Annotated in this window: 22 protein-coding genes; 12 read left to right on the top strand and 10 right to left on the bottom strand. The window is 71.3% G+C overall.

The window, feature by feature from the left end; translation table 11 throughout:
• The first annotated feature begins 26 nt into the window (after window positions 1-26).
• From MT346_RS10795 to MT346_RS10785, 3 genes are read left to right on the top strand one after another with little or no spacing between them, the layout of a single operon-like run.
• Window positions 27-1013, top strand: coding sequence for a carbohydrate ABC transporter permease (locus tag MT346_RS10795; protein WP_243563072.1), 987 nt, complete (start codon window positions 27-29; stop codon window positions 1011-1013).
• 44 nt (window positions 1014-1057) lie between these two features.
• Complete coding sequence (locus tag MT346_RS10790) at window positions 1058-1921, top strand: carbohydrate ABC transporter permease (protein WP_243563188.1); 864 nt, start codon at window positions 1058-1060, stop codon at window positions 1919-1921.
• A 46-nt stretch (window positions 1922-1967) separates the two neighbouring features.
• Window positions 1968-3623 (top strand): glycoside hydrolase family 13 protein, encoded by a 1656-nt coding sequence (locus tag MT346_RS10785; protein ID WP_243563071.1) that lies wholly within the window; start codon window positions 1968-1970, stop codon window positions 3621-3623.
• A 73-nt stretch (window positions 3624-3696) separates the two neighbouring features.
• On the opposite strand, the gene MT346_RS10780 is transcribed toward MT346_RS10785, so the two are convergent.
• The 5 genes from MT346_RS10780 to pnuC form a co-directional block, all read right to left on the bottom strand.
• On the bottom strand, window positions 3697-4017 hold the full coding sequence (locus MT346_RS10780; RefSeq protein WP_243563070.1) for a transcriptional regulator: 321 nt from the start codon (window positions 4015-4017) through the stop codon (window positions 3697-3699).
• Window positions 4014-4451, bottom strand: a complete 438-nt coding sequence (locus MT346_RS10775; protein ID WP_243563069.1) for a chemotaxis protein CheY — start codon at window positions 4449-4451, stop codon at window positions 4014-4016. The genes MT346_RS10780 and MT346_RS10775 overlap by 4 nt, the downstream gene beginning before the upstream one ends.
• Before the next feature lie 84 nt (window positions 4452-4535).
• Window positions 4536-5183 carry a TetR family transcriptional regulator C-terminal domain-containing protein gene (locus MT346_RS18420; protein ID WP_243563068.1) on the bottom strand — a complete coding sequence of 216 codons (648 nt, stop codon included), beginning with the start codon at window positions 5181-5183 and terminating at the stop codon, window positions 4536-4538.
• A gap of 58 nt (window positions 5184-5241) precedes the next feature.
• Window positions 5242-5931 (bottom strand): hypothetical protein, encoded by a 690-nt coding sequence (locus tag MT346_RS10765; RefSeq protein WP_243563067.1) that lies wholly within the window; start codon window positions 5929-5931, stop codon window positions 5242-5244.
• A 32-nt stretch (window positions 5932-5963) separates the two neighbouring features.
• Entirely contained in the window at window positions 5964-6629 is a 666-nt protein-coding gene (gene pnuC / locus MT346_RS10760) for a nicotinamide riboside transporter PnuC (RefSeq protein WP_243563066.1), read from the bottom strand.
• A gap of 364 nt (window positions 6630-6993) precedes the next feature.
• Here pnuC and MT346_RS10755 point away from each other — a divergent pair, with 364 nt between their 5' ends.
• From MT346_RS10755 to MT346_RS10725, 7 genes are all read left to right on the top strand, one after another.
• Entirely contained in the window at window positions 6994-7548 is a 555-nt protein-coding gene (locus MT346_RS10755) for an alternate-type signal peptide domain-containing protein (RefSeq protein ID WP_243563065.1), read from the top strand.
• An 82-nt stretch (window positions 7549-7630) separates the two neighbouring features.
• Window positions 7631-8224, top strand: a complete 594-nt coding sequence (locus MT346_RS10750) for a CalY family protein (RefSeq protein WP_243563064.1) — start codon at window positions 7631-7633, stop codon at window positions 8222-8224.
• A complete protein-coding gene (locus MT346_RS10745; RefSeq protein WP_243563063.1) occupies window positions 8221-9102 on the top strand; it encodes a hypothetical protein in 882 nt (293 codons plus the stop codon). Before MT346_RS10750 ends, MT346_RS10745 begins: the two co-directional genes overlap by 4 nt.
• Complete coding sequence (locus MT346_RS10740) at window positions 9099-9734, top strand: signal peptidase I (protein WP_243563062.1); 636 nt, start codon at window positions 9099-9101, stop codon at window positions 9732-9734. Before MT346_RS10745 ends, MT346_RS10740 begins: the two co-directional genes overlap by 4 nt.
• 11 nt (window positions 9735-9745) lie before the next feature.
• On the top strand, window positions 9746-10279 hold the full coding sequence (locus MT346_RS10735) for a hypothetical protein (RefSeq protein ID WP_243563061.1): 534 nt from the start codon (window positions 9746-9748) through the stop codon (window positions 10277-10279).
• Window positions 10280-10415: 136 nt separating this feature from the next.
• On the top strand, window positions 10416-11948 hold the full coding sequence (locus MT346_RS10730; protein WP_243563060.1) for a cryptochrome/photolyase family protein: 1533 nt from the start codon (window positions 10416-10418) through the stop codon (window positions 11946-11948).
• Between the two features lie 42 nt (window positions 11949-11990).
• A complete protein-coding gene (locus MT346_RS10725; RefSeq protein ID WP_243563059.1) occupies window positions 11991-12602 on the top strand; it encodes a GrpB family protein in 612 nt (203 codons plus the stop codon).
• Here the strand turns inward: MT346_RS10725 and MT346_RS10720 are convergent, their stop codons facing one another.
• Window positions 12603-13022 (bottom strand): VOC family protein, encoded by a 420-nt coding sequence (locus MT346_RS10720; protein ID WP_243563058.1) that lies wholly within the window; start codon window positions 13020-13022, stop codon window positions 12603-12605. It lies immediately after the preceding gene.
• 85 nt (window positions 13023-13107) lie between these two features.
• Here MT346_RS10720 and MT346_RS10715 point away from each other — a divergent pair, with 85 nt between their 5' ends.
• The gene (locus tag MT346_RS10715; RefSeq protein WP_243563057.1) at window positions 13108-13746 is read left to right on the top strand and encodes a hypothetical protein; all 639 of its coding nucleotides are present in this window, start codon (window positions 13108-13110) and stop codon (window positions 13744-13746) included.
• 89 nt (window positions 13747-13835) lie between these two features.
• A complete protein-coding gene (locus MT346_RS10710; protein WP_243563056.1) occupies window positions 13836-15152 on the top strand; it encodes a GNAT family N-acetyltransferase in 1317 nt (438 codons plus the stop codon).
• 113 nt (window positions 15153-15265) lie between these two features.
• On the opposite strand, the gene MT346_RS10705 is transcribed toward MT346_RS10710, so the two are convergent.
• Genes MT346_RS10705 through MT346_RS10690 form a run of 4 tightly spaced genes read right to left on the bottom strand, consistent with a single transcriptional unit; the run spans window position 15266 to window position 20662 of the window.
• Window positions 15266-16264, bottom strand: coding sequence for an ABC transporter permease (locus MT346_RS10705; RefSeq protein ID WP_243563055.1), 999 nt, complete (start codon window positions 16262-16264; stop codon window positions 15266-15268).
• A complete protein-coding gene (locus MT346_RS10700; protein WP_243563054.1) occupies window positions 16261-17199 on the bottom strand; it encodes an ABC transporter permease in 939 nt (312 codons plus the stop codon). Before MT346_RS10700 ends, MT346_RS10705 begins: the two co-directional genes overlap by 4 nt.
• Entirely contained in the window at window positions 17196-18998 is a 1803-nt protein-coding gene (locus MT346_RS10695; protein WP_243563053.1) for a dipeptide ABC transporter ATP-binding protein, read from the bottom strand. Before MT346_RS10695 ends, MT346_RS10700 begins: the two co-directional genes overlap by 4 nt.
• A complete protein-coding gene (locus MT346_RS10690; RefSeq protein ID WP_243563052.1) occupies window positions 18995-20662 on the bottom strand; it encodes an ABC transporter substrate-binding protein in 1668 nt (555 codons plus the stop codon). The genes MT346_RS10695 and MT346_RS10690 overlap by 4 nt, the downstream gene beginning before the upstream one ends.
• Window positions 20663-20683 lie beyond the last annotated feature (21 nt).

Below are 20683 nucleotides of genomic sequence, written 5' to 3'. Positions count from 1 at the left end.
GTCTGCGGACCGAGGAGACGATCACCATGGCCATCGCCACGACGTCATCCGGCGGCAACCGCCGGAACGAACCCCGCCCCGGCAGCCCGGACTCCACCCCGGACGGCCTCCCCACGGCGAGCGCACCAGCCACACGCGCCCGTCGACCCCACTCGCACCGCATCCAGCCGGTGTTCCTGGCCTTCCTGCTGCCGACGCTCGTGGTCTTCACGCTGGCGATCACCGTGCCCGCCGTGATGGGCATCGTCCTGAGCTTCACGGACTCGGTCGGGTTCGGCGAGTTCGGGTTCACCGGGCTGACGAACTACCTGGCGATCTTCTCGGACCCCGCGATCCTCAACGCCTACCTGTTCACGATGGGCTTCTCGCTCGTCACCGTGCTCGTGGTCAACGCCCTGGCGCTGCTGCTGGCGATCGCGCTGACCAGCCGGATCCGCGCGAAGGTCGCCCTGCGTGCGGTCTTCGTGCTGCCGATGGTGATCTCGGGCATCGTCATCGCCTACGTGTTCTCGTTCCTGTTCTCGAACAGTGTGCCGGCCCTGGCGACGTCGCTCGGGTTCGCGCCGCTGGAGACGAGCATCCTGGCGAACCCCGACCTGGCGTGGGTCGCGATCGTCATCGTCACCACGTGGCAGGCCATCCCCGGCACGCTCCTCATCTACATCGCGGGCGTCCTCGCGATCCCCGGTGAGGTGTACGAGGCCGCAGCCATCGACGGAGCCTCGTCGTGGCGGCAGCTGATCTCGATCACGATGCCGCTCACCGCGGGCTACATCGTGATCAACCTGATCCTCGGGTTCAAGAACTTCCTGAACGCGTACGACATCATCGTCGGTCTGACGGCCGGCGGACCGGGGACCTCGACGACGAGCGTCGCGATGTCGATCTTCAACGGCTTCAACAGCGGTGACTACTCCTACCAGATGGCGAACGCGACGATCTTCTTCGTCATCACCGTCGTCCTCGCGCTCGTGCAGCTGCGGCTCAGCCGCGGGAAGGCCCTGTTCTCATGACGCTCCAAGCACCCCTGCAGCCCGGCACCACCCAGACCGGCAGCATGCGGTCCGTCGACGCCGACGGCACGCGTGGTCGGCGGTCGAAGAACGGCGGCTGGAACTGGCCGCTGACGATCATCCTGGCGGTCTGCACGCTGACCGTGCTGGTCCCGCTGTACGTCACCGTCGTGATGGCGTTCAAGACGACCGGTCAGGCGCTCGACGGCAACGCATTCTCGCTGCCGGCTCCGTTCAGCGTCGACGGGTTCGTGCAGGCATGGAAACTGACCGACTTCCCCCGTGCGTTCGGGGTGTCGGTGTTCGTCGCCGCGATCTCGGTGTCGGGCACGATCCTGCTCGCCTCGTTCGCCGCGTACGCGATCTCGCACAACTGGCAGCACCGGCTGTTCCGCTGGTCGTTCTTCTACCTGCTGGCGGCGATGTTCCTGCCGTTCCCGGTGCTCGCGCTGTCGCAGGTGAAGCTGACGGGCATGGTCGGGCTCGACAACCCGCTCGGCGTCGCGATCCTGCACGTCATGTTCCAGCTGTCGTTCAGCGTGTTGCTGTTCACGGCGTTCCTGCGGTCGATCCCGGGTGAGCTCGAGGAGAGCGCCCGCATCGACGGTGCGAGTGTCGGCCAGGTCTTCTGGCGGCTGCTGTTCCCGCTGCTCGCGCCGATGAGCGCCACGGTCGGCATCTTCGCCTTCCTGGCGTCGTGGAACGACTACATGATGCCGGCGCTGATCACGGCGAACCCGGCGCTCCAGACCCTGCCGGTGTTGCAGCAGATCTTCCAGAGCCAGTTCAGCAACAACTACAACGTGTCGTTCGCCTCGTACCTGATGGCCATGGCCCCGTCGATCATCGTCTACGTGCTCACGCAGCGCTGGGTGATGTCCGGGGTGACCCAGGGCGCCATCAAGTGACGAGTCGGCCCGACAGCCCGACGCCCCGCACCACGGAAGGAACGCCATGACCGACACCCTGCCGGCCCACACCACCACCCGCTCCGACGAGACCTGGTGGCGCCAGGCCAGCGTCTACCAGATCTACCCCCGTTCCTTCGCGGACGCGAACGGCGACGGCATCGGCGACCTGCCCGGGATCACCGAGCGGGTGTTGTACCTGGCGTCCCTCGGCATCGAGGCCGTCTGGCTCAGCCCGTTCTACCCGTCCGCACTGGCCGACGGCGGCTACGACGTCGACGACTACCGTGACGTCGACCCGAGGCTCGGCACGCTGGACGACTTCGACGCCATGGTGTCGGCGCTGCACGCTGCCGGCATCCGGGTGATCGTCGACATCGTGCCGAACCACACGAGCGATCGGCACGCCTGGTTCCGTCAGGCGCTCGCCAGCCCGGCGGGCTCCCCCGAGCGCGACCGCTACGTCTTCCGTGACGGCACCGGGGAGCACGGTGAGCAGGCACCCGCGGACTGGGTCTCGATCTTCGGTGGTCCGGCCTGGACCGCCGTCGGCGACGGCCAGTGGTACCTGCACAGCTTCGCGACGGAGCAGCCGGACCTGAACTGGGCCAACCGCGAGGTCCGCGACGACTTCCTGCACACGCTGCGGTTCTGGTCCGACCGCGGGGTCGATGGTTTCCGCATCGACGTCGCGCACGGGCTGTCGAAGGACCTCGGCGACGTGCTGCCGACCTGGGCCGAGCTGTCCGCGATGCCGAAGGACGGGTCGCACCCGCTGTGGGACCGCGACGACGTGCACGAGATCTACGCGGAGTGGCGCCAGGTGTTCGACGAGTACACCCCGGCCCGCACCGCGGTCGCCGAGGCGTGGGTCGCCGCCGACCGCCGCGCCCGCTACGCCAGCGCCGAGGGGCTCGGGCAGGCGTTCAACTTCGACCTGCTCGAAGCCGACTTCGACGCCGGCGCGTTCCGCAGCATCATCGAGTTCAACCTCGGGCTCGCCGAGCAGTCCGGCTCGTCGACGACGTGGGTGTTCTCCAACCACGACGTCGTCCGGCACGCCACCCGGTACGCCCTGCCGCCCCGCACGGGCGACGAGAAGCAGGGCGGCGCCTGGCTGCTGGCCGGTGGGTCGCAGGACGTGCTCGACCAGCAGCTCGGCCTGCGCCGTGCCCGCGCGGCCACCATGCTCGAGCTCGCCCTGCCCGGGTCGGCGTACCTGTACCAGGGCGAGGAGCTCGGGCTGCAGGAGGTCGGGGACATCCCGGACGCTGAACGCCAGGACCCGGCGTTCTTCCGGAACCCGGGCGTCGACGTCGGCCGCGACGGCTGCCGCGTCCCGCTCCCCTGGACCCGGTCCGGTCCGAGCTTCGGCTTCGGCACCGGCGGCGCGCACCTGCCGCAGCCGGCGTGGTTCGGTGACTGCAGTGTCGAGGCCGAGGACACCGACCCCGGCTCCACACTGAACCTGTACCGCAAGGCGCTCGGTCTGCGCGGTCAGCTGCAGTCCGAGGAACACCTGGAGTGGCTCGAGACCGGCCGCGACGACGTGCTGGCCTTCCGCCGTCCGAACGGGTGGACGAGCGTGACGGTCTTCACCGACGTGCCCTACGACCTGCCGGCGGGTGAGCTCCTGCTCGCCTCGGCGCCGGTGGCAGACGGCGCCCTGACGGGTGTGGGGACGGTCTGGTTGCGCGCGTAGCACCGCGACCAGATGACGGAACGGAGGCTCGGTGCAGGCAGGCACCGGGCCTCCAGTCCGTCTCGGCGCGCGCTCAGAGCGCCGCGTCGCCCCCCGCGATCAGACGGAGCGCGTCCAGGTGCGCGCGCCAGGCGGCGCGCCCTGTGCGTGTCAGGGTCAGCGACGTGCGCGGTGTCTTGCCCACGAAGGCCTTGCCGACGGCGACGTACCCGGCGGCCTCGAGCGTCGTGACCTGCTTGCTGAGCGCCGAGTCGGTGATCTCGACGGCATCGCGGACCTCGCGGAAGCCGAGGGTGCCCGCTCGGTCGAGCGCCGCCATGACCGAGAACCGCACGGCGTTCTGCAACACGTCGTCGAGCCGGTGCCGCGGGTGGGTCCCCTGCGACACGGTCACGACCGCGACTCCCACGCGGCGCAGGCCAGCGCGACGACCAGGACCAGCCCCGACGTGATGCCGGACCACAGGACCGATCCGTGCACCCAGGCCACGACCGCGATCGCCGCACAGTAGGTCACCGTCCAGCTCGCCATGTAGACGGTCCAGCGGCGGCTGCGTGCAAAGGCGGATCGTCCCCGGATCGCGATGAGGAAGCACAGCATCAGGGCGAACACAGTAGCGAGTGTGCCGACGTAGACGGCCGCGAAGGCGGTCCCCGTGGTGAGTCCCATCGCGAGCGTGCCGAGCGCCGTCGACACGCCGAGTGCGGTGATGAAGCCGACGTACGGCCAGCGCACGGCGTCGTGCGCGCGACGACTGGTGCGGTCGGCGTGCTCGAGCAGCGCTCGTGCCTCGGTCGGACCGATGCTGCTGGTGGCGGTGTCGTCCATGGTGTCCCCTCTCGGAGACTCCATCATCGCAACTACTTTCCAGTTTGGCAAGTGGTTGCCAGACCGGGCATGCTGTCAGCCGGGTCAGACGGGCAGGATCGGCGAGGTCGGGACGGCGTCGAGGTCCCAGGCCTGGACGGACCGCGGACGGCGCCAGGCCGCACGAAGACCACGGACGGCTTCGTCCCACTCGGCGAGCACGTCGATGCCGGGGCGGACGAGCAGCTGGATCTGGAAGCCCTCGTACAGGGCAAGCAGCTGGGTGGCCGCCCGCTCGGGCGCGATCACCGACGTCTCGACGCCGGCATCGAAGTCGCGGCGCAGGGCGGTGGCGAGCTGGGTCGCGTAGTCCTCGTAGCGCTTGCGGAACAGCTCGGCGAAGCTCGTCTCGGCACCGGCGATGTTGATCACGCCGGCCAGCACCCGCACCAGACCGGGGTCGGCGATGTCCTCAGCCAGGGTCATCCGGACGTGCTCGATGGCGCAGGTGGGCTTCCGACGGCGGGTCGAGCCCCGCAACTGGGTCCAGTAGTCGTACGTCACCAGCAGCAGCGCGTCCCACGACGGGAACGCCCGGGTGACCACGTCGACCGGCACGCCCGCGACCTCGGCGACCACGGCGGCATCGACGTCCGTGAAGGCGTACATGCGGTAGGCGCGGATGGCGGCCCGGGTCAGGCGCTCCGCGATCGTCTGTTCTTCGACGATCGTGTCGTCAGTGAGGGTGTCCACTCTGTGATCTCACCGCATGCCGCTCGGTTTGTCGCGTCCCAGACCGGGGGGTCACCACTCACTGGTCGGGCAGGACGACCTTCGACCCGCGCGGCTCGGTGTTCCGTCCGGGCAGCGGTGGCGTCGGTTCCACCGCCGGCGTCATGGCGACCCGCCGGCGGGTGAGCTCGGCGCGGCCCAGCCAGGTGATCGCCGCGGCCGCGGTGCCACCCTGCAGCAGGCCGAACACCACCGGCACCAGCACGGGGACCAGCCCGTCGGTCGAGGCGAACTCGACGGCGATCACGCCGATGCAGGCGGCGAACCAGCCCGTCGGGATCCACCGCAGACGATCGATGCTCGCGATCGCCGGCTCGACGCTGCGGTCCGCGCGGTCGAGCACGGCGTCACGGTCCTCGGGGTCGAGCGCGGGCGGCCGGGCGGTGAACTGCGCGCCGATCCGCTCGTCGCGGCGCCATCCCCCGGGGAGTGGCGAGAACGGCTGCGCCTGCAGCTTCCGGCTGGTTCGGAGGAACGTGGCGACGAGGCACCCGATCGCCGCCGCGAACGCCACCGCGGCGCCGACGGCCGCCGGCTCGGACACCCCGGTCCAGTCCCACAGCAGCTGCGTGACCACGACGGCCGCGCCCGCGACCGTTGCGACGATCCCGCTCACGACCGTACGACGTCGGACCCGCACGGGGTCGAGGAACTCGGACCGACGGGCGCGGTACACCCGCCACCCGGTGACGAACGCGCCATCGCTCATCAGCCCATCCTGCTCCGGTGCAGCCTGTGGGGTCAGCCGACCGTCACCGGCGCGGCCGAGGGCTTCGTCCGCTGCTGCATCCAGACGAAGAACCCGGTCAGCGTGAAGACGCCGTAGACCACGTACATCAGTCCAGAGGCGTAGTAGCCGGCCGAGAACAGCAGCGGGACGCCGACCAGGTCGACCGCGACCCAGACGAGCCAGAACTCGACCCATCCCTTCGCCATGCCGTACGTCGCCAGCAGCGAACCGACGAAGATCCACGCGTCGCTCCACACCGGCTCGTAGGACCCGAGGGCCCGGAACAGCGGCGTCAGCAGGGCGGTGCCGCCCACCAGCGCGACAACCAGCAACGCGCGGGCCCGCCAGGAGGCCCAGTGCGGGTCGATCACGGTGGTCGCCTCGGCAGGACGATGCGTCCACCGGTACCAGCCGTAGACGCTGACGACCACGAACACCACCTGACGGCCGGCCTGGCCGAGCAGGTTCACCGGGTTCGGGGTGTCGAAGAGCGCACCCATGAAGACCGTGAAGAGCAGGACGTTGCCGACGATGCCGACGGGCCAGGCCCAGATCCGGCGACGCATGCCACCGAGCGCGCTGAGCAGGCCGAAGACGTTGCCGATCACCTCGCGCCAGAGCACCGTCTGGTCACCGATGACGATCTGCGCGTCGAACAACCAGCGCACGATGCCCATCTGGGTCCTCCTCGTTCCGTGGCCTGCAACCGGTCGCACCGTGCGCCCATTCCTGGAGCGCGGCCACCAGACCGGGGTACAGATCGTGTCCGCACTCTCGGGGACGAAAATGACCCCTGTTTTGGGTCCATGAAAAAGCATGGATCGTGTTGTCGGCCGTTTGGGGGACCTGTACCGTCGATCTCAGGAGCGACCCAGCCCGCCCGAGCGCCCCCTGCTCCGGAGCCCGGCGGTCCTCCCCGGCACCGGTCAGCCGCGACCCGTCGTTCCACGGGCTCGACAGACACCGTCCCACCGGCACCTCGACCCGAACCATCGTGCCGCTGGCTCGAAGCGCGCTCCCCTGCGCGGAAACGGACACTCCTTGCACAAGATCATCACCGGAACCATCGCCGGCGCTGCCGGCGTCGCACTGCTCCTGGGCGGCGCTGGCACGTTCGCCCTGTGGAACGCCAACGCCTCCACCGCCGCGACCGCGGTCAGCTCCGGCACCCTGACGCTGAGCGCCGCCAACGACGGCGTCTGGACGGACGTCACGAACGGCCGCTCCGCCACGATCAACCCGGCCAGCGTGCTGATGGTGCCGGGCAACAAGTACCAGTTCACGCAGACCCTCAACATCGGGGCGACCGGCCAGGACCTCAAGGCGAACCTGACCTACGCCACCCAGAGCATCACCGGCGACGCGGCCCTGGTCGCGGCGACGACGAAGACCCTGTCGGTGACCTCGGCGAGCACGTCGGTCGTGCAGTCCACGTCGAACGCCAACACCTTCGTCGTGTCACCTTCGACCGCGACCTCGGCCGTCAAGGTCCTGTTCACGATCGAGCTGCCGTCGTCCGCGACCACCGGGCAGAACGGCACCGTCAACGTCGGCGCGCTCGCCTTCACGCTGACGCAGACCGCGATCGGCTCCTGACCCCCGGCGCGGTCGGTCCCTGATCCGCCGACCGCGCCGGTCCCACCACCGTCGACCACGATGCACCGGGGGGTGAACGAGGATGACCCGCACCACGACGACGCACGGCCGCCACCGCGCGGCCCGACACCACCGGTGGCTGCTGCCCTCGGCACTCGTGCTGGTGGCCGGTGTCCTGCTGTCGCTGCTCGGCACCGGCGGCACCTACGCGCTCTGGAACGCCGCAGCCAGCACCCGGGCCGCGACGGTCAAGTCGGGCACCGCGACGCTGACGGTCGGCCAACTGTCGGCGATGAACACCACGGTGATCGGTCCGGGGTCGAGCACCGTCGGCTCGTTCACCGTGAAGAACACCGGCACGGTCCCCCTGTCGCTCCGCGTGACGACCACGGCGACCACGGTCTCGTCCGCCGGCACCACCGACGCCGTCGTGCTCGGTGCGCAGACCCTGAAGACCACCGGCGTCGCGTCGGCGTCGGCGTGCCGTGCCGGACTGGGCGGCACGAGCGGACCCCTCGCGTCGTTCGACACCGGCAGTGGTTGGTCCACCCTCGCCGCGGGGGCGAGCAGTACCGCGTGCGTCGAGGTCGCACTGGCCCAGAACGCCCCGCAGAGCGTGGCGGGTGCCGTCACCTCGTTCACCCTCACTGTGACCGGGACGCAGGTGGCACCGTGACCCGCCGGCTGCGCATCGCCCTCGCGCTCGTGCTCAGCGCGACCTTCGTCGTCGGTGGCTCGAGTGCGGCGTGGGCACTCTGGACCTCCAGCGCCGGAACGACGTCGAGCACCACGATCGGCACGCTGACCGCCGGCATCAGCGGGACCGACGCGATGACCGTGACGTTCTCGGACTCCGTGCCCGCGATGACGAAGCCCGTCACGCTGACGAACACCGGCACCCTCGCCGGCACCACCACGACCACGGTGTCCACCGTTGCCGGCAGTTCGGCTGCCCTGGCCCAGACCGTCGACGTCGTCGCATGGCCGGTGGCATCCACCGCCGCGTGCACGACCAGCGCCGCCGTCGGGACGGGATCGGTGACCGGCACCTGGGCGTCACTGCCGAGCATGACGTCGTCCCTGGCCGCCGGCGCGAGCACCGTGTGGTGCACACGGAGCACCCCGCGTGCGTCGGCCCCGGCATCGAGCACCGCGAACGTCGTCATCGGCCTGTCGACGAGCTCGGGCAGCTGGCGGTCGGCGACGGTCACGGGCGGCTTCTCGCTGACCACGCCCGCGGCCGCCGCGGCGCTGACCTGCACCGACCACAGCAACAACTACGTCGACGTCCGGTGGCCGGACTCGTCCCGCCCCGCCGACACCTGGTACGCCGCGTACGTGAACGGCACGATGGTCGGCTCGCGGGCGCAGACGTACTCCGGGTTCATCACGCTCGCCCCGCAAGACCTGGCCCCCGCCGCGACGACCGGCACCCAGACGGTCGTGGTCAAGGCGCTCGACAGCAACGGGAACCCGACCACCACGGTCGCCGGCAGCGGCACGGTCACGCTGTTCACGCAGAACAACGGACCGTCCATCCGGTGCGGCGCATGACGTCGGGTGGCGCGGCGCCGCGGACCGGGTGGCGAGCGGTCCTGCACGCCGTCCTGCTCGGCCTGAGCACCGGGATGCTGCTGATCGTGGCAGGGCTGGCCGTGGTGCTCATCGTCGTGCCGAAGGCGAGCGGCTCGACACCGCTCACGGTCCTGACGCAGTCGATGGAGCCCTCGCTCCCCCCGGGCACGCTGCTCGTCGTCCGCCCCACCCCGATCGACGACATCCGCGTCGGCGACGTCATGACGTACCAGATCGTGTCCGGACAGTCGGCCGTGATCAGCCACCGCGTGGTGTCGATCGCGTCGTCGTCGGACGGCTCGCGGACCTTCGTCGTCAAGGGCGACGCCAACGCCCGCGCCGATGCCCCCGTCGCAGCCGTCCAGGTGCGCGGCGTCGTCTGGTACAGCGTCCCCCGGGTCGGGTACGTCAACCAGGTGGTCAACGGCTCGCGGGGCTGGCTCGTCCCCCTGGTGGCCGCGATCCTCATCACCGCCGGCGCCGTGATGGTGACGAGCGGGACGGTGTCCGCCGTCCGTCGGCGCCGCGCGGGTCGTCGTCACGGACGTCGACGGGCACCCGGGCGGGCACCTACCCGGTCGGCTGCGCGGGCGACCGGCCCGCGCGTCTAGGCTCGGTGGACGTGACGGACGGTGTGGCCAGGACGCGGGAGCTGCTCGACGACGCGGCCAGGACGCTGCGGGCCGCGAACGTCCCCGACGAGGCGCTCGGCGAGTACGTCGTGCCGAAGCCGGTGCTCGGCATCCGGCGCGAGGCGTCCATGCGATCGCTCGGCCGGGTGTGGCGGGTCGGGGCCCTGCTGCTCGGGTCGTCGCTCGAGACCGGCGGCCGCGTCTGGGCGACCGGCACGATCACCCGCGTGACCGACCCAGGGCGTGCGCAGTTCCAGTCGGTGTCCATGGAGACCCGTCGGGCCTACCGGGCCGCCGCGGTGCGCGGTCACTTCGATGCGGGGGACACGGTCAACCACGGGGCCGTCCCGATCCCGCTCGACGACGGACTCGTCGGCAGCGACGGCGTGCTGTACGTCGACGTCGACGGGGACGTGCCGATGGTGCGCTGGTCCCCCACGGCCGCGACCGCGGTGCCGCTGGCCGACTACCTGGCCGACCGCGTCGGCCTGCTCGTCGACCCACCCGCCGGCGCGACGGACTGAGCACGACGCGACCCGTGGCCAGGGTGCGCCGTGTGGCGGAGGCGAGCCGGGCCTCCAGTCCGATCCCAGCGTGCGCCCAGCGCGTCCGGTGGCCACCGACCGACACGGCCACCGGCGCTCGCGTAGCGTCCCGAGGGTGACCGATGCCCCACGCGCCCGCCTGGTCCTGCCCGGGCAGTACGGCCCGCAGTTCGACGACGGCGGGCCGATGCTCGTGGTCGAGGCCCGCGAGTTCTTCACCGCCCGGCCGATGCACCGGGCGAAGGCGCACCTCTGGCTGAGCGCCCTGCGGCACCGCGTGCGCGAGCTCGGCGACCGAGCGGAACACGTCCGCGTCGACCAGTTGCGCGATGCCCTGGTCGGGCGGGACGACCTGGAGGCGATCGACCCGCCCTCGCGTCGGTTGCGCGGCCAGGTCCGGCACTGGGGCCACGAGACGCGGATCCTGCCGAGCCGCGGCTTCGTGACGAGCGAGGACGAGTTCGGCGCGTGGGCCTCGGGGCGTGGCGACCGGTTCCTGATGGAGACGTTCTACGAGCAGGTCCGGCGGCGCGAAGGCTGGCTGATGGACCGGGACGCACCGGTCGGCGGGCAGTTCAGCCACGACGCCGACAACCGGCAGCCCCCGCCGAAGGGCGCGACGACGCTCGGGCTGCCCGACCCGTGGTGGCCGACCGAGGACGACGTCGACGCCGAGGTCCGCGACGACCTGGACCGGTGGGAGCGGGACGGTGTCGCGCAGTTCGTCGGGAAGGACGACCGACGGCGGTTCGCGGTCACCGCTGCCGAGGCCGACGCGGCCCTGGCCGACTTCGTCGAGGTGCGGCTGGGCGACTTCGGCCCCTACGAGGACGCCGTGCTGACGAACGACTGGACGATGGCGCACTCGCTGCTGAGCGTGCCGATGAACCTCGGGGTGCTCGACCCCCGCGCGGCGATCGCGGCTGCGGTGGCCGCCTACCAGGACCAGGCCGCGCCGCTCGCCAGCGTCGAGGGGTTCGTCCGGCAGGTCGCCGGGTGGCGGGACTACGTCTGGCACCTGTACTGGTGGTTCGGCGAGGAGTACGGGGTGGACGCTGCGCCGCTGGGGGCACGGTCGGGGTCGGGTTCCGGTCCCGGTGCGGGTTCCGGTTCCGGTCCCACTTCCGGTTCGCGGCTGCCGCGCTGGTGGCGGGAGCTCGATGCGTCCCAGGTCGAGGCGGTCTGCCTGTCCACCGCGATCGACGGTGTCGCAGAGCACGGCTGGGCGCACCACATCCAGCGCCTGATGGTCCTGGGCAACTGGGCCCTGCAGCGCGGGTACGACCCCGTCCAGCTGACCGAGTGGTTCACCGACGTGTTCGTCGACGGCACCGACTGGGTGATGCCGGCCAACGTCATCGGGATGTCCCAGCACGCCGACGGCGGGCGGGTCGCCACGAAGCCGTACGCCGCCGGTGGCCGCTACATCGACCGGATGACCGACCACTGCGGCAGCTGCCGGTTCGACCCGACCAAGCGGCTCGGCGACGACGCGTGTCCCTTCACCGCGGGCTACTGGGCGTTCCTGGACCGCGCGGAGCCCGAGCTGCGCGGGAACCAGCGGATGATGCGGCCGCTGCAGCAGCTGCGCGGGCTGGCGGACCGCGAACAGGTCGTCGCCCAGGAGGCCCGGCGTCGGATGCCGTGAGGGCGGCGGCCCGGCGCGTGGTGGCACCGGCATGATGGGTGCGTGGTCCTGCATCCCCTGTGGCGTCCGTTCTCCCCCGACAGCAACGCTGCGCGGCAGGCGGAGCGGGTGGCGTTCCGGCAGACGGAACCCGGCCCGCTGCAGGAGCACGACCCGGGATGGGCCTCCGCGTACCTGGTCGTCCGCGCGGCGGTCCGCGCTGCCCTCGGCGACGACTGCCGGATCGCCCACGTCGGGTCCACCGCGGTGCCGGGGATGCTCGCGAAACCGATCGTCGACGTCGACCTGGTCGTCCCCGACGTGCTGGACGAGGGCGCCTGGCTCCCCGGGCTCGAGGCGGTCGGCTTCCGGCTGCTGTTCCGCGACGAGCTCGGGGGCTCGCCGCACCGGCAGCTGACCTTCACCGAGCCCAACGCGAACCTGCACGTGTTCCCGCCCGACGCCGTCGAGCCCCGGCGACACCGGGTGTTCGTCGACTGGCTCCGGGCGCACCCGTCGGACCGGTCGGCGTACGCGGCGGCGAAGCGCGCGGCGGCCGACGGCGCGGGGGTGCTGCGCTACAACGACGCGAAGGCGGCGGTCGTGTACGACGTGTACGAGCGGGTCTTCGCCGCGGACCCCGCGCACCAGCACGACCCGCAGCCGCGGGGGTGATCAGGCGTCGGCGGGCGCTTCGGGCTTCATCCAGAACGGCGACCAGTGGTACCCGTCCGGGTCGTCGAACTGGCGCTGGTACATGAAGGGGTAGTCGTCGGTGTCGCCGATCCGACCGCCGGCCGCCCCGGCACGCTCGACCAGCTCGTCGATGGCCGCCTGGCTGTCGAGGTCGAACGACACCGTCACCTTCGACGGGGTGCTCGGGCCGCCGATCAGTTCCTCGACACCGCCGACGCTGGCGTACATCTCGCGGCTGGCGAGCATGACCGACTGGGCGCCGGTCTGCTGCGCCGGTCCGATCGTGAAGCAGGCGACGCCGTCGTTCGACATCGCGACGTCGTGGGTCCAGCCGAGCGCGGTGTAGAAGGCGGTCGCGCGCTCGACGCTCTCGACCGGGCAGGTGATGAAGAGGCTCATGGCGCGATGGTCCTCGCCCGCGGCAGGGCGGTCAAGGTCCCCTTGCTCCGAACCACCGAGGGAGGCGCGTGGCAGGCTCTCGACCATGGGCAACTGGCGCAGGACCCTCGGCCTCCTGATGGCGGCCCAGACGGTCACGCTGGCGGCCGTTGCCCTGATCGGTACCCGTGCCACGCGGGCGGTGACCGTGACACTCGACGGTCGCGACCCCGTGACGCTCTCGCACGTGGACGTGGGACTCGCGATGGTCGTCGTGATCGCCCTGCTGGCCGTGGGTTGGGTACTGCCCCCGCGTCCGGGCGGCGCCGTCGACCCGCTGCTGACCACGCCGGTGACCGTGTTCGTGATCGCGCAGTTGAACGGCGTGCGTGACGTCGGCGCCCTGGTCGGCATCTACGCGCTCGCCTCGGCCGGTGTGCTGTTCGCGGTCGTGCAGCACCGGGACGACCGACTTCGGCCACCGGACGGCGAGGGGTCACGCGTGCCGCTCGGCCTCGGTTCGGCGGTCGGGATCGTGCCGTGGGGCATCATCGCGTTCCACCAGGTGGGCGCGGGCGTCGTCGGGCATCCGCTGCCGGGCATCGTCGTGGTGACCACGTTGGTCGCACTCGCGGGGGCGATCGCCGAGTTCGTCGCCACGTGGCGGCACCGGCCGGTGGCGGCGGCGGTGCTGCGGGCCGTCGGCATGTCGGTCGTCGCCTGGCTGGTGGTCGTCGGGCTCTGAGCATCCGGCCGTTCGTGTCGCTGCGGTGGAGCCGTGGGCTTCGGCGCCACGCTCTGACTGACCGCGCGGCCCACCGGTAGGGTCGGCACGTGGCACCGATCAACGACGAGTTCACCGACCGCTTCGACCTGCGCGAGTTCACCCCCGGCACCGACGCCGACGGCGCTCCCGACGCCCGGACCGCCCCGTGGATGGAGGCCGTGGGCCTCGGCTTCCACGAGGCATCCGCTTCGCCGGAGCTGGCCGCGCGGATGGCATCGCACTTCATCGCCGACAACGAGACCTTCCTGGGTGTCCACGTCAAGGACCCGCTCCCCGGGTCCGTCGACGAGACCTGGCCGGTCGGCACGTTCACCTGGTTCCGCAAGGCGCTGAGCTGGGGCGACGGGTCGTCCGTCGACACGCAGGCCATCTCCGCAGTCACGGTCCGGCCGACCGAGCGCCGTCGGGGCATCCTGCGCGCGATGATGACCCACGCGCTGCAGCGCGGTGTCGACGAGGGCTACGCGATGGCCTCGCTCACCGCGTCCGAGGGCACGATCTACCGACGCTTCGGCTTCGGCTGCACCATCCGCGAGCGTGCCGTCAGCGTGCGCCGCAACCGGTCACTGCCCTTCGTCGCGCCGACCTCGGGCATCGTGACCGTCGTGCCCACCGCCTGGCTGGCCGACGGCGTCGGCAAGGACGTCTTCGCACGGTTCCACGAACGCACGCCGGGGTCGATGATCCGGAACACCGGCACGTGGCCCGTCGTGTTCGGCGAGTACGGCCCGGACGGCGAGAAGGCGAAGGGCGTGCGCGCCGCGGTCCACCGTGCCTCGGCGTCGGACGAGGTCGACGGCTACGTCACCTGGCGCGTCGACGAGGGCGACGAGACCACCGTCAAGATCCTCGACCTGGTGTACGCGACCGACCAGGCGTACCTGTCGCTGTGGGAGTTCCTGCTGTCGATCGACCTGAACGACGTCGTCAAGTACAACCGGTCACGGCTCGACGACCCGATCGTCGCGGCCCTCGGCGACAACCGTGCGTACGACGTCGACCACGAGGAGGACCACGTCTGGCTGCGCGTGCTCGACGTCGCGGCCACGCTGTCCTCGCGCCCGTACGCCGCCGACGGCACGCTCGTGCTGGCGGTGTCCGACGCACTCGGGCACGCCACGGGGACGTACCGGCTCGACGTGGTGTCCGGTGTGGGCACCGTGACGCGGGAGTCCGACGTCGCCGACGCCCCGTCCGACGTGCAGCTCGACGTCGCCGACCTCGGCGCGCTGCTGCTCGGGTCGGTGTCCCCGGTGACGCTGGCCGCCGCGGGGCTGCTGCGTGCGTCGAACCCGGCGGCGCCCCTGCTGCTGCGTGCGATGCTGCTGCCCGCGCGGACCCCGCACGGCATCACGTACTTCTGACGCGCGATGCCCCGTCGCACCGTGCGGGGTTCGAGGCCCGTGCGAGGGTGATCGGCGGGTGCGGGGAAACGACCTCGCACCGGCCGATCAACCTCGCACCACGCGCGGCCGCGCTACGCCCGCCGGCGCACCCGGGGGTCCACGACCGCGTAGACGACGTCGACGATCACGTTCGCGGTGACGACCAGGAACGCCGAGAACAGTGTGAACCCGACGACGACCTGCAGGTCGAGCGTGTGCACGGCGTCGATCAGCAGCGCGCCGAGCCCCTGCATCGAGAACACCTTCTCGGTGATGACGGCCCCGCCGAGCAGTGACCCGAGGTCCAGCCCGAACAGCGTCACCACGGGCAGGATCGCCGTGCGCAGCCCGTGCCGCACGACGACCTGACGCTCGCGGATGCCCTTGGCGCGGGCCGTGCGGACGAAGTCCTGCGACATCGCCTCGAGCATCTCGCCGCGGGTCAGTCGGGCGTAGATCGCGGCGCTGATGAACGCCAGCACACACCACGGCAGCACCAGGTGCGTCAGCCACCCGACGGGGTCCTCGGTGAAGGGCACGTACCCGCTGGTCGGCAGCACGCCCAGGACGAACCCGAACAGCAGGATCGACAGCAACCCGATCAGGTACGCGGGCGAGGACACCCCCGCCACCGCGATGCCCATCACGGTGCGGTCGAGCACGGACCCGCGGCGCAGGGCCGAGGCCGCTCCCCCGGCGACACCCGCGACGAGCCACAGCACCGCGGCACCGACGGCGATCGACGCGGTGACGGGCAGCCGGGTCAGGATGAGCGAGGTGACGCTGTCGTGCAGCTGGAACGAGTACCCGAAACACGGGGCGGCGCAGTGGATGGCAGACGTGCCGCTGCCGAAGGTCCGCCCGGTGAAGATCCCACCCAGGTAGGCACCGAACTGCGCGATCCAGGGCTTGTCCGTGCCGAGGAACGCCTGCACCTGCGCCAGCCGATCGGCCGTGCAGGGCTTGTCGCAGATCGCCCGCGCGGGGTTCGTCGGCAGCAGCATGAACAGCGCGTAGGTCACCGCGGCGACCACGAGCAGGACGACCACGGCGCCGAGCACGCGGAACAGCAGGAAGCGCAGGGCGCTCATCGGGTGCCTCCCCGTGGGTCGAGGGCGTCGCGCAGGGCATCGCCGAGCACGTTGAACGCCAGGGTGATCAGGAACAGCGCGGCACCCGGGAACACCAGGTACATCGGGTCGGTCTGCACCCAGCCGATCGCGTCGCCGATGCTGCGGCCCCACGACGGTGTCGGTGGGGTGACGCCGACGGCCAGGAACGACAGCGCGGCCTCGGCGCCGATCATCGACGGGATCGAGATCGTGGCGTAGACGGTGATCGTCGCGGCCAGGTTCGGCAGCAGCTGCGTGCGGATGACGTGCCAGCGTCCGGCGCCGAGCGCGGTCGAGGCGACGACGTAGTTCCGTGTCCGCAGCGACAGTGTCTGGCCACGGACCACGCGGGCAACGGCCGGCCAGCCGAAGAACCCGATGACCAGCACGACCAGCAGCGGCTTCGGGAACGACGTCGGCACGATGGCGGTCAGCGCGATCATGAAGACCAGCGAGGGGAAGCCGAACATCACGTCGACCACGCGCGACAGCACGCGGTCGTACCAGCCGCCGAAGAACCCGGTCGTGACACCGACGAGCACGCCGATCACGATCGACATCCCCGTGGCGGCCAGGCCGATGCCGAGCGAGGTCCGCGCGCCGTAGGTCACGATCGCGAACAGGTCGCGTCCGGTGAGCGGCTCGACGCCGAACCAGTGGTCCGCGCTGACACCGCCGAGCGACCCACGCGGAGCGCCGAACGAGTTGAGCGCGTCGATGTTGTAGCCGTACGGGTCCTGTCCGCTGAGGCCGGCGATCACCGGAGCGAGCACGGCGACCAGCAGGAACACCACGATGACGACGGCCGAGGCCACCGCCCACCGGTCACTGCGGACCCGGCGGACGACGGCGCGGAAGCCGGTCGAGCGGGCGGCCGACGCCGAGATCGGCCGTTCGACGACGTTCGCGGTCACGAGGCAGCCTCCGTCAGTCGACGCCAGGCGGCACGACGCTCGGCCTGGCGGGTGGGGTCCGCCACGGGTGCGGCGGCCAGCAGCATGCGCGTGTAGTCCTCGTGCGGGTCGTCGAGCACAGCCTCGGTGGCACCGCGTTCGACCACGCGCCCGTCACGGAGCACGATGACCTGGTCGGCGAGCTGCCGCACGACGGCCAGGTCGTGGCTGATGAGCAGCATGCCGAACCCGAAGTCGTCCTGCAGCGCGGCCAGCAAGTCGAGCACGGCCGCCTGCACGGTGACGTCGAGCGCCGAGGTCGGCTCGTCGGCGATCACGAGTGCGGGCCGGAGGGCCAGAGCACGGGCGACGGCGACGCGCTGCCGCTGCCCGCCCGACAGCTCGTGCGGGAACCGCTCGGCCCAGGTCGGGTCGAGCTGCACCGCGACCAGCAGGTCGTGCACACGCGTGGACCGCTCGGACGGCGAGACCCCGTGCACCAGCAGCGGTTCGGCGATGCTCCAGCCGATGGTCTGTCGCGGGTTCAACGACGACGCGGGGTCCTGGAACACGATCCCGACGCGGCTGCGGACCTCGCGCAGGCGACGTCCACGCGCGGTGCGGAGATCGCTGCCGTCGACCTCGACGGACCCGGCCACGACCGGCACCAGGCCGGCGAGGGCCCGCCCGATGGTCGACTTGCCGGACCCGGACTCCCCCACCAGGCCGAGCGTCTGCCCGGCGTGCAGCGTGAAGTCGATGCCCGAGACGGTCGGCGCACCGCGCCGGTCGTAGCGGACGCTCACGTCGCGCACCTGCGCGACCACCGGACGGGAGGCCCCACTCGCCTCCGCCACGTCGCGTGGGTCGCCGAGACTCGGCTCGACGACGGCGCGCGGGTCGCCGAGACTCGGCTCGGCGGACACATTGCGGCCGTCGTGCGCCGCATTCTGTCCGGTGGGCCGAGACTCGGCGGGACCGGCCGCGGGGTGGGCCGGACCGGCCGGCGGCCGGGCAGGCGTGGCGGACGGGTCCCGAGCCTCCAGTCCGGGGACGGCGGCCAGCAGGGCACGCGTGTACGCGGCCTGTGGTGCACCGAACAGCGCAGCGACCGCGCCGTGCTCGACGGCCTCGCCGCGACGCATCACCAGGACCTCGTCGGCGACGTCGGCCACCACGCCCATGTCGTGTGTGATGAGCAGGACGGCCAGGTCGCGCTCGCGACACAGGTCGCGCAGCAGGTCGAGGATGCCCGCCTGCACGGTGACGTCGAGCGCGGTCGTCGGCTCGTCGGCGATCAGGGCCACCGGGTCGCCGGCCAGCGCCATCGCGATCATCGCGCGCTGCAGCTGTCCACCGGAGAGCTCGTGCGGGTACGCGCGGCGGATGCGGTCCGGGTCGGACAGCCCAGCCGAGCGCAGCAGCTCGTCGATGCGCGCGGAGACACCCGCACGATCGAGGCCTCGGGGGTGTGCCCGGACGGCCTCGGCGATCTGCGTGCCGATCGACAGCACGGGCGTGAACGAGTTCATCGGCTCTTGGAACACGACCCCGATGCCCGCACCACGAACGGCACGCAGCCGCTCGGTCGGCGCGCCCACGAGCTCGTCGCCGCGGAACCGGATGCTGCCCGACACCCGGGCCTGCGGCGGCAGGAGCCCGAGCACGCTCATCGCGCTGACGGACTTGCCCGAGCCGGACTCCCCGACCAGGGCGAGCACCCGTCCGGGCGTCAGGGTGAAGGAGACGTCACGGACGACGGGCTCCGCGTCGCCGAACGCGACGTGGAGCCCCTCGACCTGCAGGATCGGATCGGTCACTTGGCGAGCGACACCGTGAGGTAGTTCGGGTACGCCGGGAAGTCCGCGATGCGGAAGTCGGCGACGTTCGAGCCGGCCAGGAACGACTGCTTCGCGTAGATCAGCGGGACGACGGGGGCGTCCTCCATGATCTTCTCGTCGGCCTGAGCCCACAGCTTCTGCGCGTCCTGCTGGTCGACCGTGCCGGTCGCCTTCGCGATGAGCGCATCGACGTCGGGGTTGCTGTACTTCGACACGTTGTAGCCGCCGCCACCGATCTGCGACGAGGCGTACAGCGGCTGCAGGTTGGCGTTCGCGCTCGGGAAGTCCGGCTGCCAGCTCGACAGCGACAGGTCGAAGTCGGTGCCGTTCGTCGTCGCCTGGGTGAAGGAGTCGTAGTCGAGCGGCTTGAGCGTCACGGTGATGCCGGCACGCTTGAGCCCGGACTGCAGCGCCTGGGCCTGCGCCAGGTACGTCGGGTCGTTCTGCGTGACGAGGGTGAGCTTGAGGTCGGTCGCCCCGGCTTCCTTCAGCAGCTGCTTCGCCTTGTCGACGTCACCCGTGGCGCTCGTCTTGTACAGGTCGTAGTCCTGGCGCCCGGCGATGCCCGGCGTGATGAGCGTCGACGCGTACGACCCGGCGAGCGCACCACCAGCAGCGATGCGGAAGGACTTGCGGTCGACGGCGTACTGCAGGGCCTGTCGGACCTTGAGGTCCTTGAGCTGCCCGCGCTGCGTGTTGATCGCCATGTAGGTGATCGGGCCGGCCTTGCTCGTGGCGAGACGGTCCTGCGCGGCGGGGTTCGAGCGCACCTGGTTCAGCTCGGCGGCACCCAGGTAGATCGCGCCGAACGAGTTCTTGGCGTCACCGTTGTCGGCGATCAGGCTCTGCGTGATGGTGGAGGCGTCCTGGCCCTCCTTGAAGACGATCTTCGACGGACCGGCGGTGCGGACGGTGTCGGTCTTCGCGCTCCACTCCTTGTTGCGCACGAGCGTGACCTGCGAGCCCTGCGTGTTGGACTGGATCTGGTACGGGCCGCTCGCGACGGGCTTGGCGTCGTAGGCACCGGTGTCCGTGCCCTGCCCCTCGGGGACCGGCGTGAACGCGGGCATCGACGCCAACCACGGCCAGTCACCGTACGGCGCGTTGAGCTTGAAGACGATGGTCGAGTCGTCCGGGGTCTCGATGCTGTCGAGCGTCTTGCCCTCGAACGGCCCCTTGTAGCTGTCGCCGCCGACCAGCAGCGACTTGTGGTAGCTCAGGCCACCGGTCAGGGTCGGCGCGAACGAGCGCTCGATGCCCCACTTGATGTCCTTGGTGGTGATCGCGGAGCCGTCCTGGAACTTCAGGCCCTGCTTGAGGTGGTAGGTCCAGGTCTTGCCGCCGTCGCTCGAGTCACCCGTGTTGGTCGCCAGGTCCGGCACCACCTTGGCGGTCTTGCCCGGCTCGACGCTCCACGTGGTCAGGCGCCGCGCGACCAGGCCCATCGACGTGATGCCGAGGCTCTGGCTGGTCGCCGGGTCGAAGTGCAGCGCGGTCTGGGGCGTGAGGATGTTGAGCGTGCCGCCCTTGCTGGTGCCGGAGGACGCGTCGTCCGAAGCGCCGCCGCCCGAGCAGCCGGTGAGCACCAGGGCTGCGGCTGCGGCGACGGCTGCGGTGATGGTCAGGCGCTTGGGGCGTCTCATGACGGTGGTGCTCCTCGGAGG

The organism is Curtobacterium sp. VKM Ac-2922, assembly GCF_022815645.1.
Lineage (GTDB): Bacteria > Actinomycetota > Actinomycetes > Actinomycetales > Microbacteriaceae > Curtobacterium.
The sequence above is the reverse complement of the archived record's forward strand: the minus strand, read 5'-3'. Positions and strand labels throughout refer to the sequence as shown.

What these genes read in the sequence shown, in the direction of transcription:
- MT346_RS10795 (WP_243563072.1), top strand. Translation starts at nt 27, where the DNA reads ATGGCCATCGCCACGACGTCATCCGGCGGCAACCGCCGGAACGAACCC.
- MT346_RS10790 (WP_243563188.1), top strand. Translation starts at nt 1,058, where the DNA reads ATGCGGTCCGTCGACGCCGACGGCACGCGTGGTCGGCGGTCGAAGAAC.
- MT346_RS10785 (WP_243563071.1), top strand. Translation starts at nt 1,968, where the DNA reads ATGACCGACACCCTGCCGGCCCACACCACCACCCGCTCCGACGAGACC.
- MT346_RS10775 (WP_243563069.1), bottom strand. Translation starts at nt 4,451, where the DNA reads ATGGACGACACCGCCACCAGCAGCATCGGTCCGACCGAGGCACGAGCG.
- MT346_RS10765 (WP_243563067.1), bottom strand. Translation starts at nt 5,931, where the DNA reads ATGAGCGATGGCGCGTTCGTCACCGGGTGGCGGGTGTACCGCGCCCGT.
- pnuC (WP_243563066.1), bottom strand. Translation starts at nt 6,629, where the DNA reads ATGGGCATCGTGCGCTGGTTGTTCGACGCGCAGATCGTCATCGGTGAC.
- MT346_RS10750 (WP_243563064.1), top strand. Translation starts at nt 7,631, where the DNA reads ATGACCCGCACCACGACGACGCACGGCCGCCACCGCGCGGCCCGACAC.
- MT346_RS10740 (WP_243563062.1), top strand. Translation starts at nt 9,099, where the DNA reads ATGACGTCGGGTGGCGCGGCGCCGCGGACCGGGTGGCGAGCGGTCCTG.
- MT346_RS10720 (WP_243563058.1), bottom strand. Translation starts at nt 13,022, where the DNA reads ATGAGCCTCTTCATCACCTGCCCGGTCGAGAGCGTCGAGCGCGCGACC.
- MT346_RS10715 (WP_243563057.1), top strand. Translation starts at nt 13,108, where the DNA reads ATGGGCAACTGGCGCAGGACCCTCGGCCTCCTGATGGCGGCCCAGACG.
- MT346_RS10705 (WP_243563055.1), bottom strand. Translation starts at nt 16,264, where the DNA reads ATGAGCGCCCTGCGCTTCCTGCTGTTCCGCGTGCTCGGCGCCGTGGTC.
- MT346_RS10690 (WP_243563052.1), bottom strand. Translation starts at nt 20,662, where the DNA reads ATGAGACGCCCCAAGCGCCTGACCATCACCGCAGCCGTCGCCGCAGCC.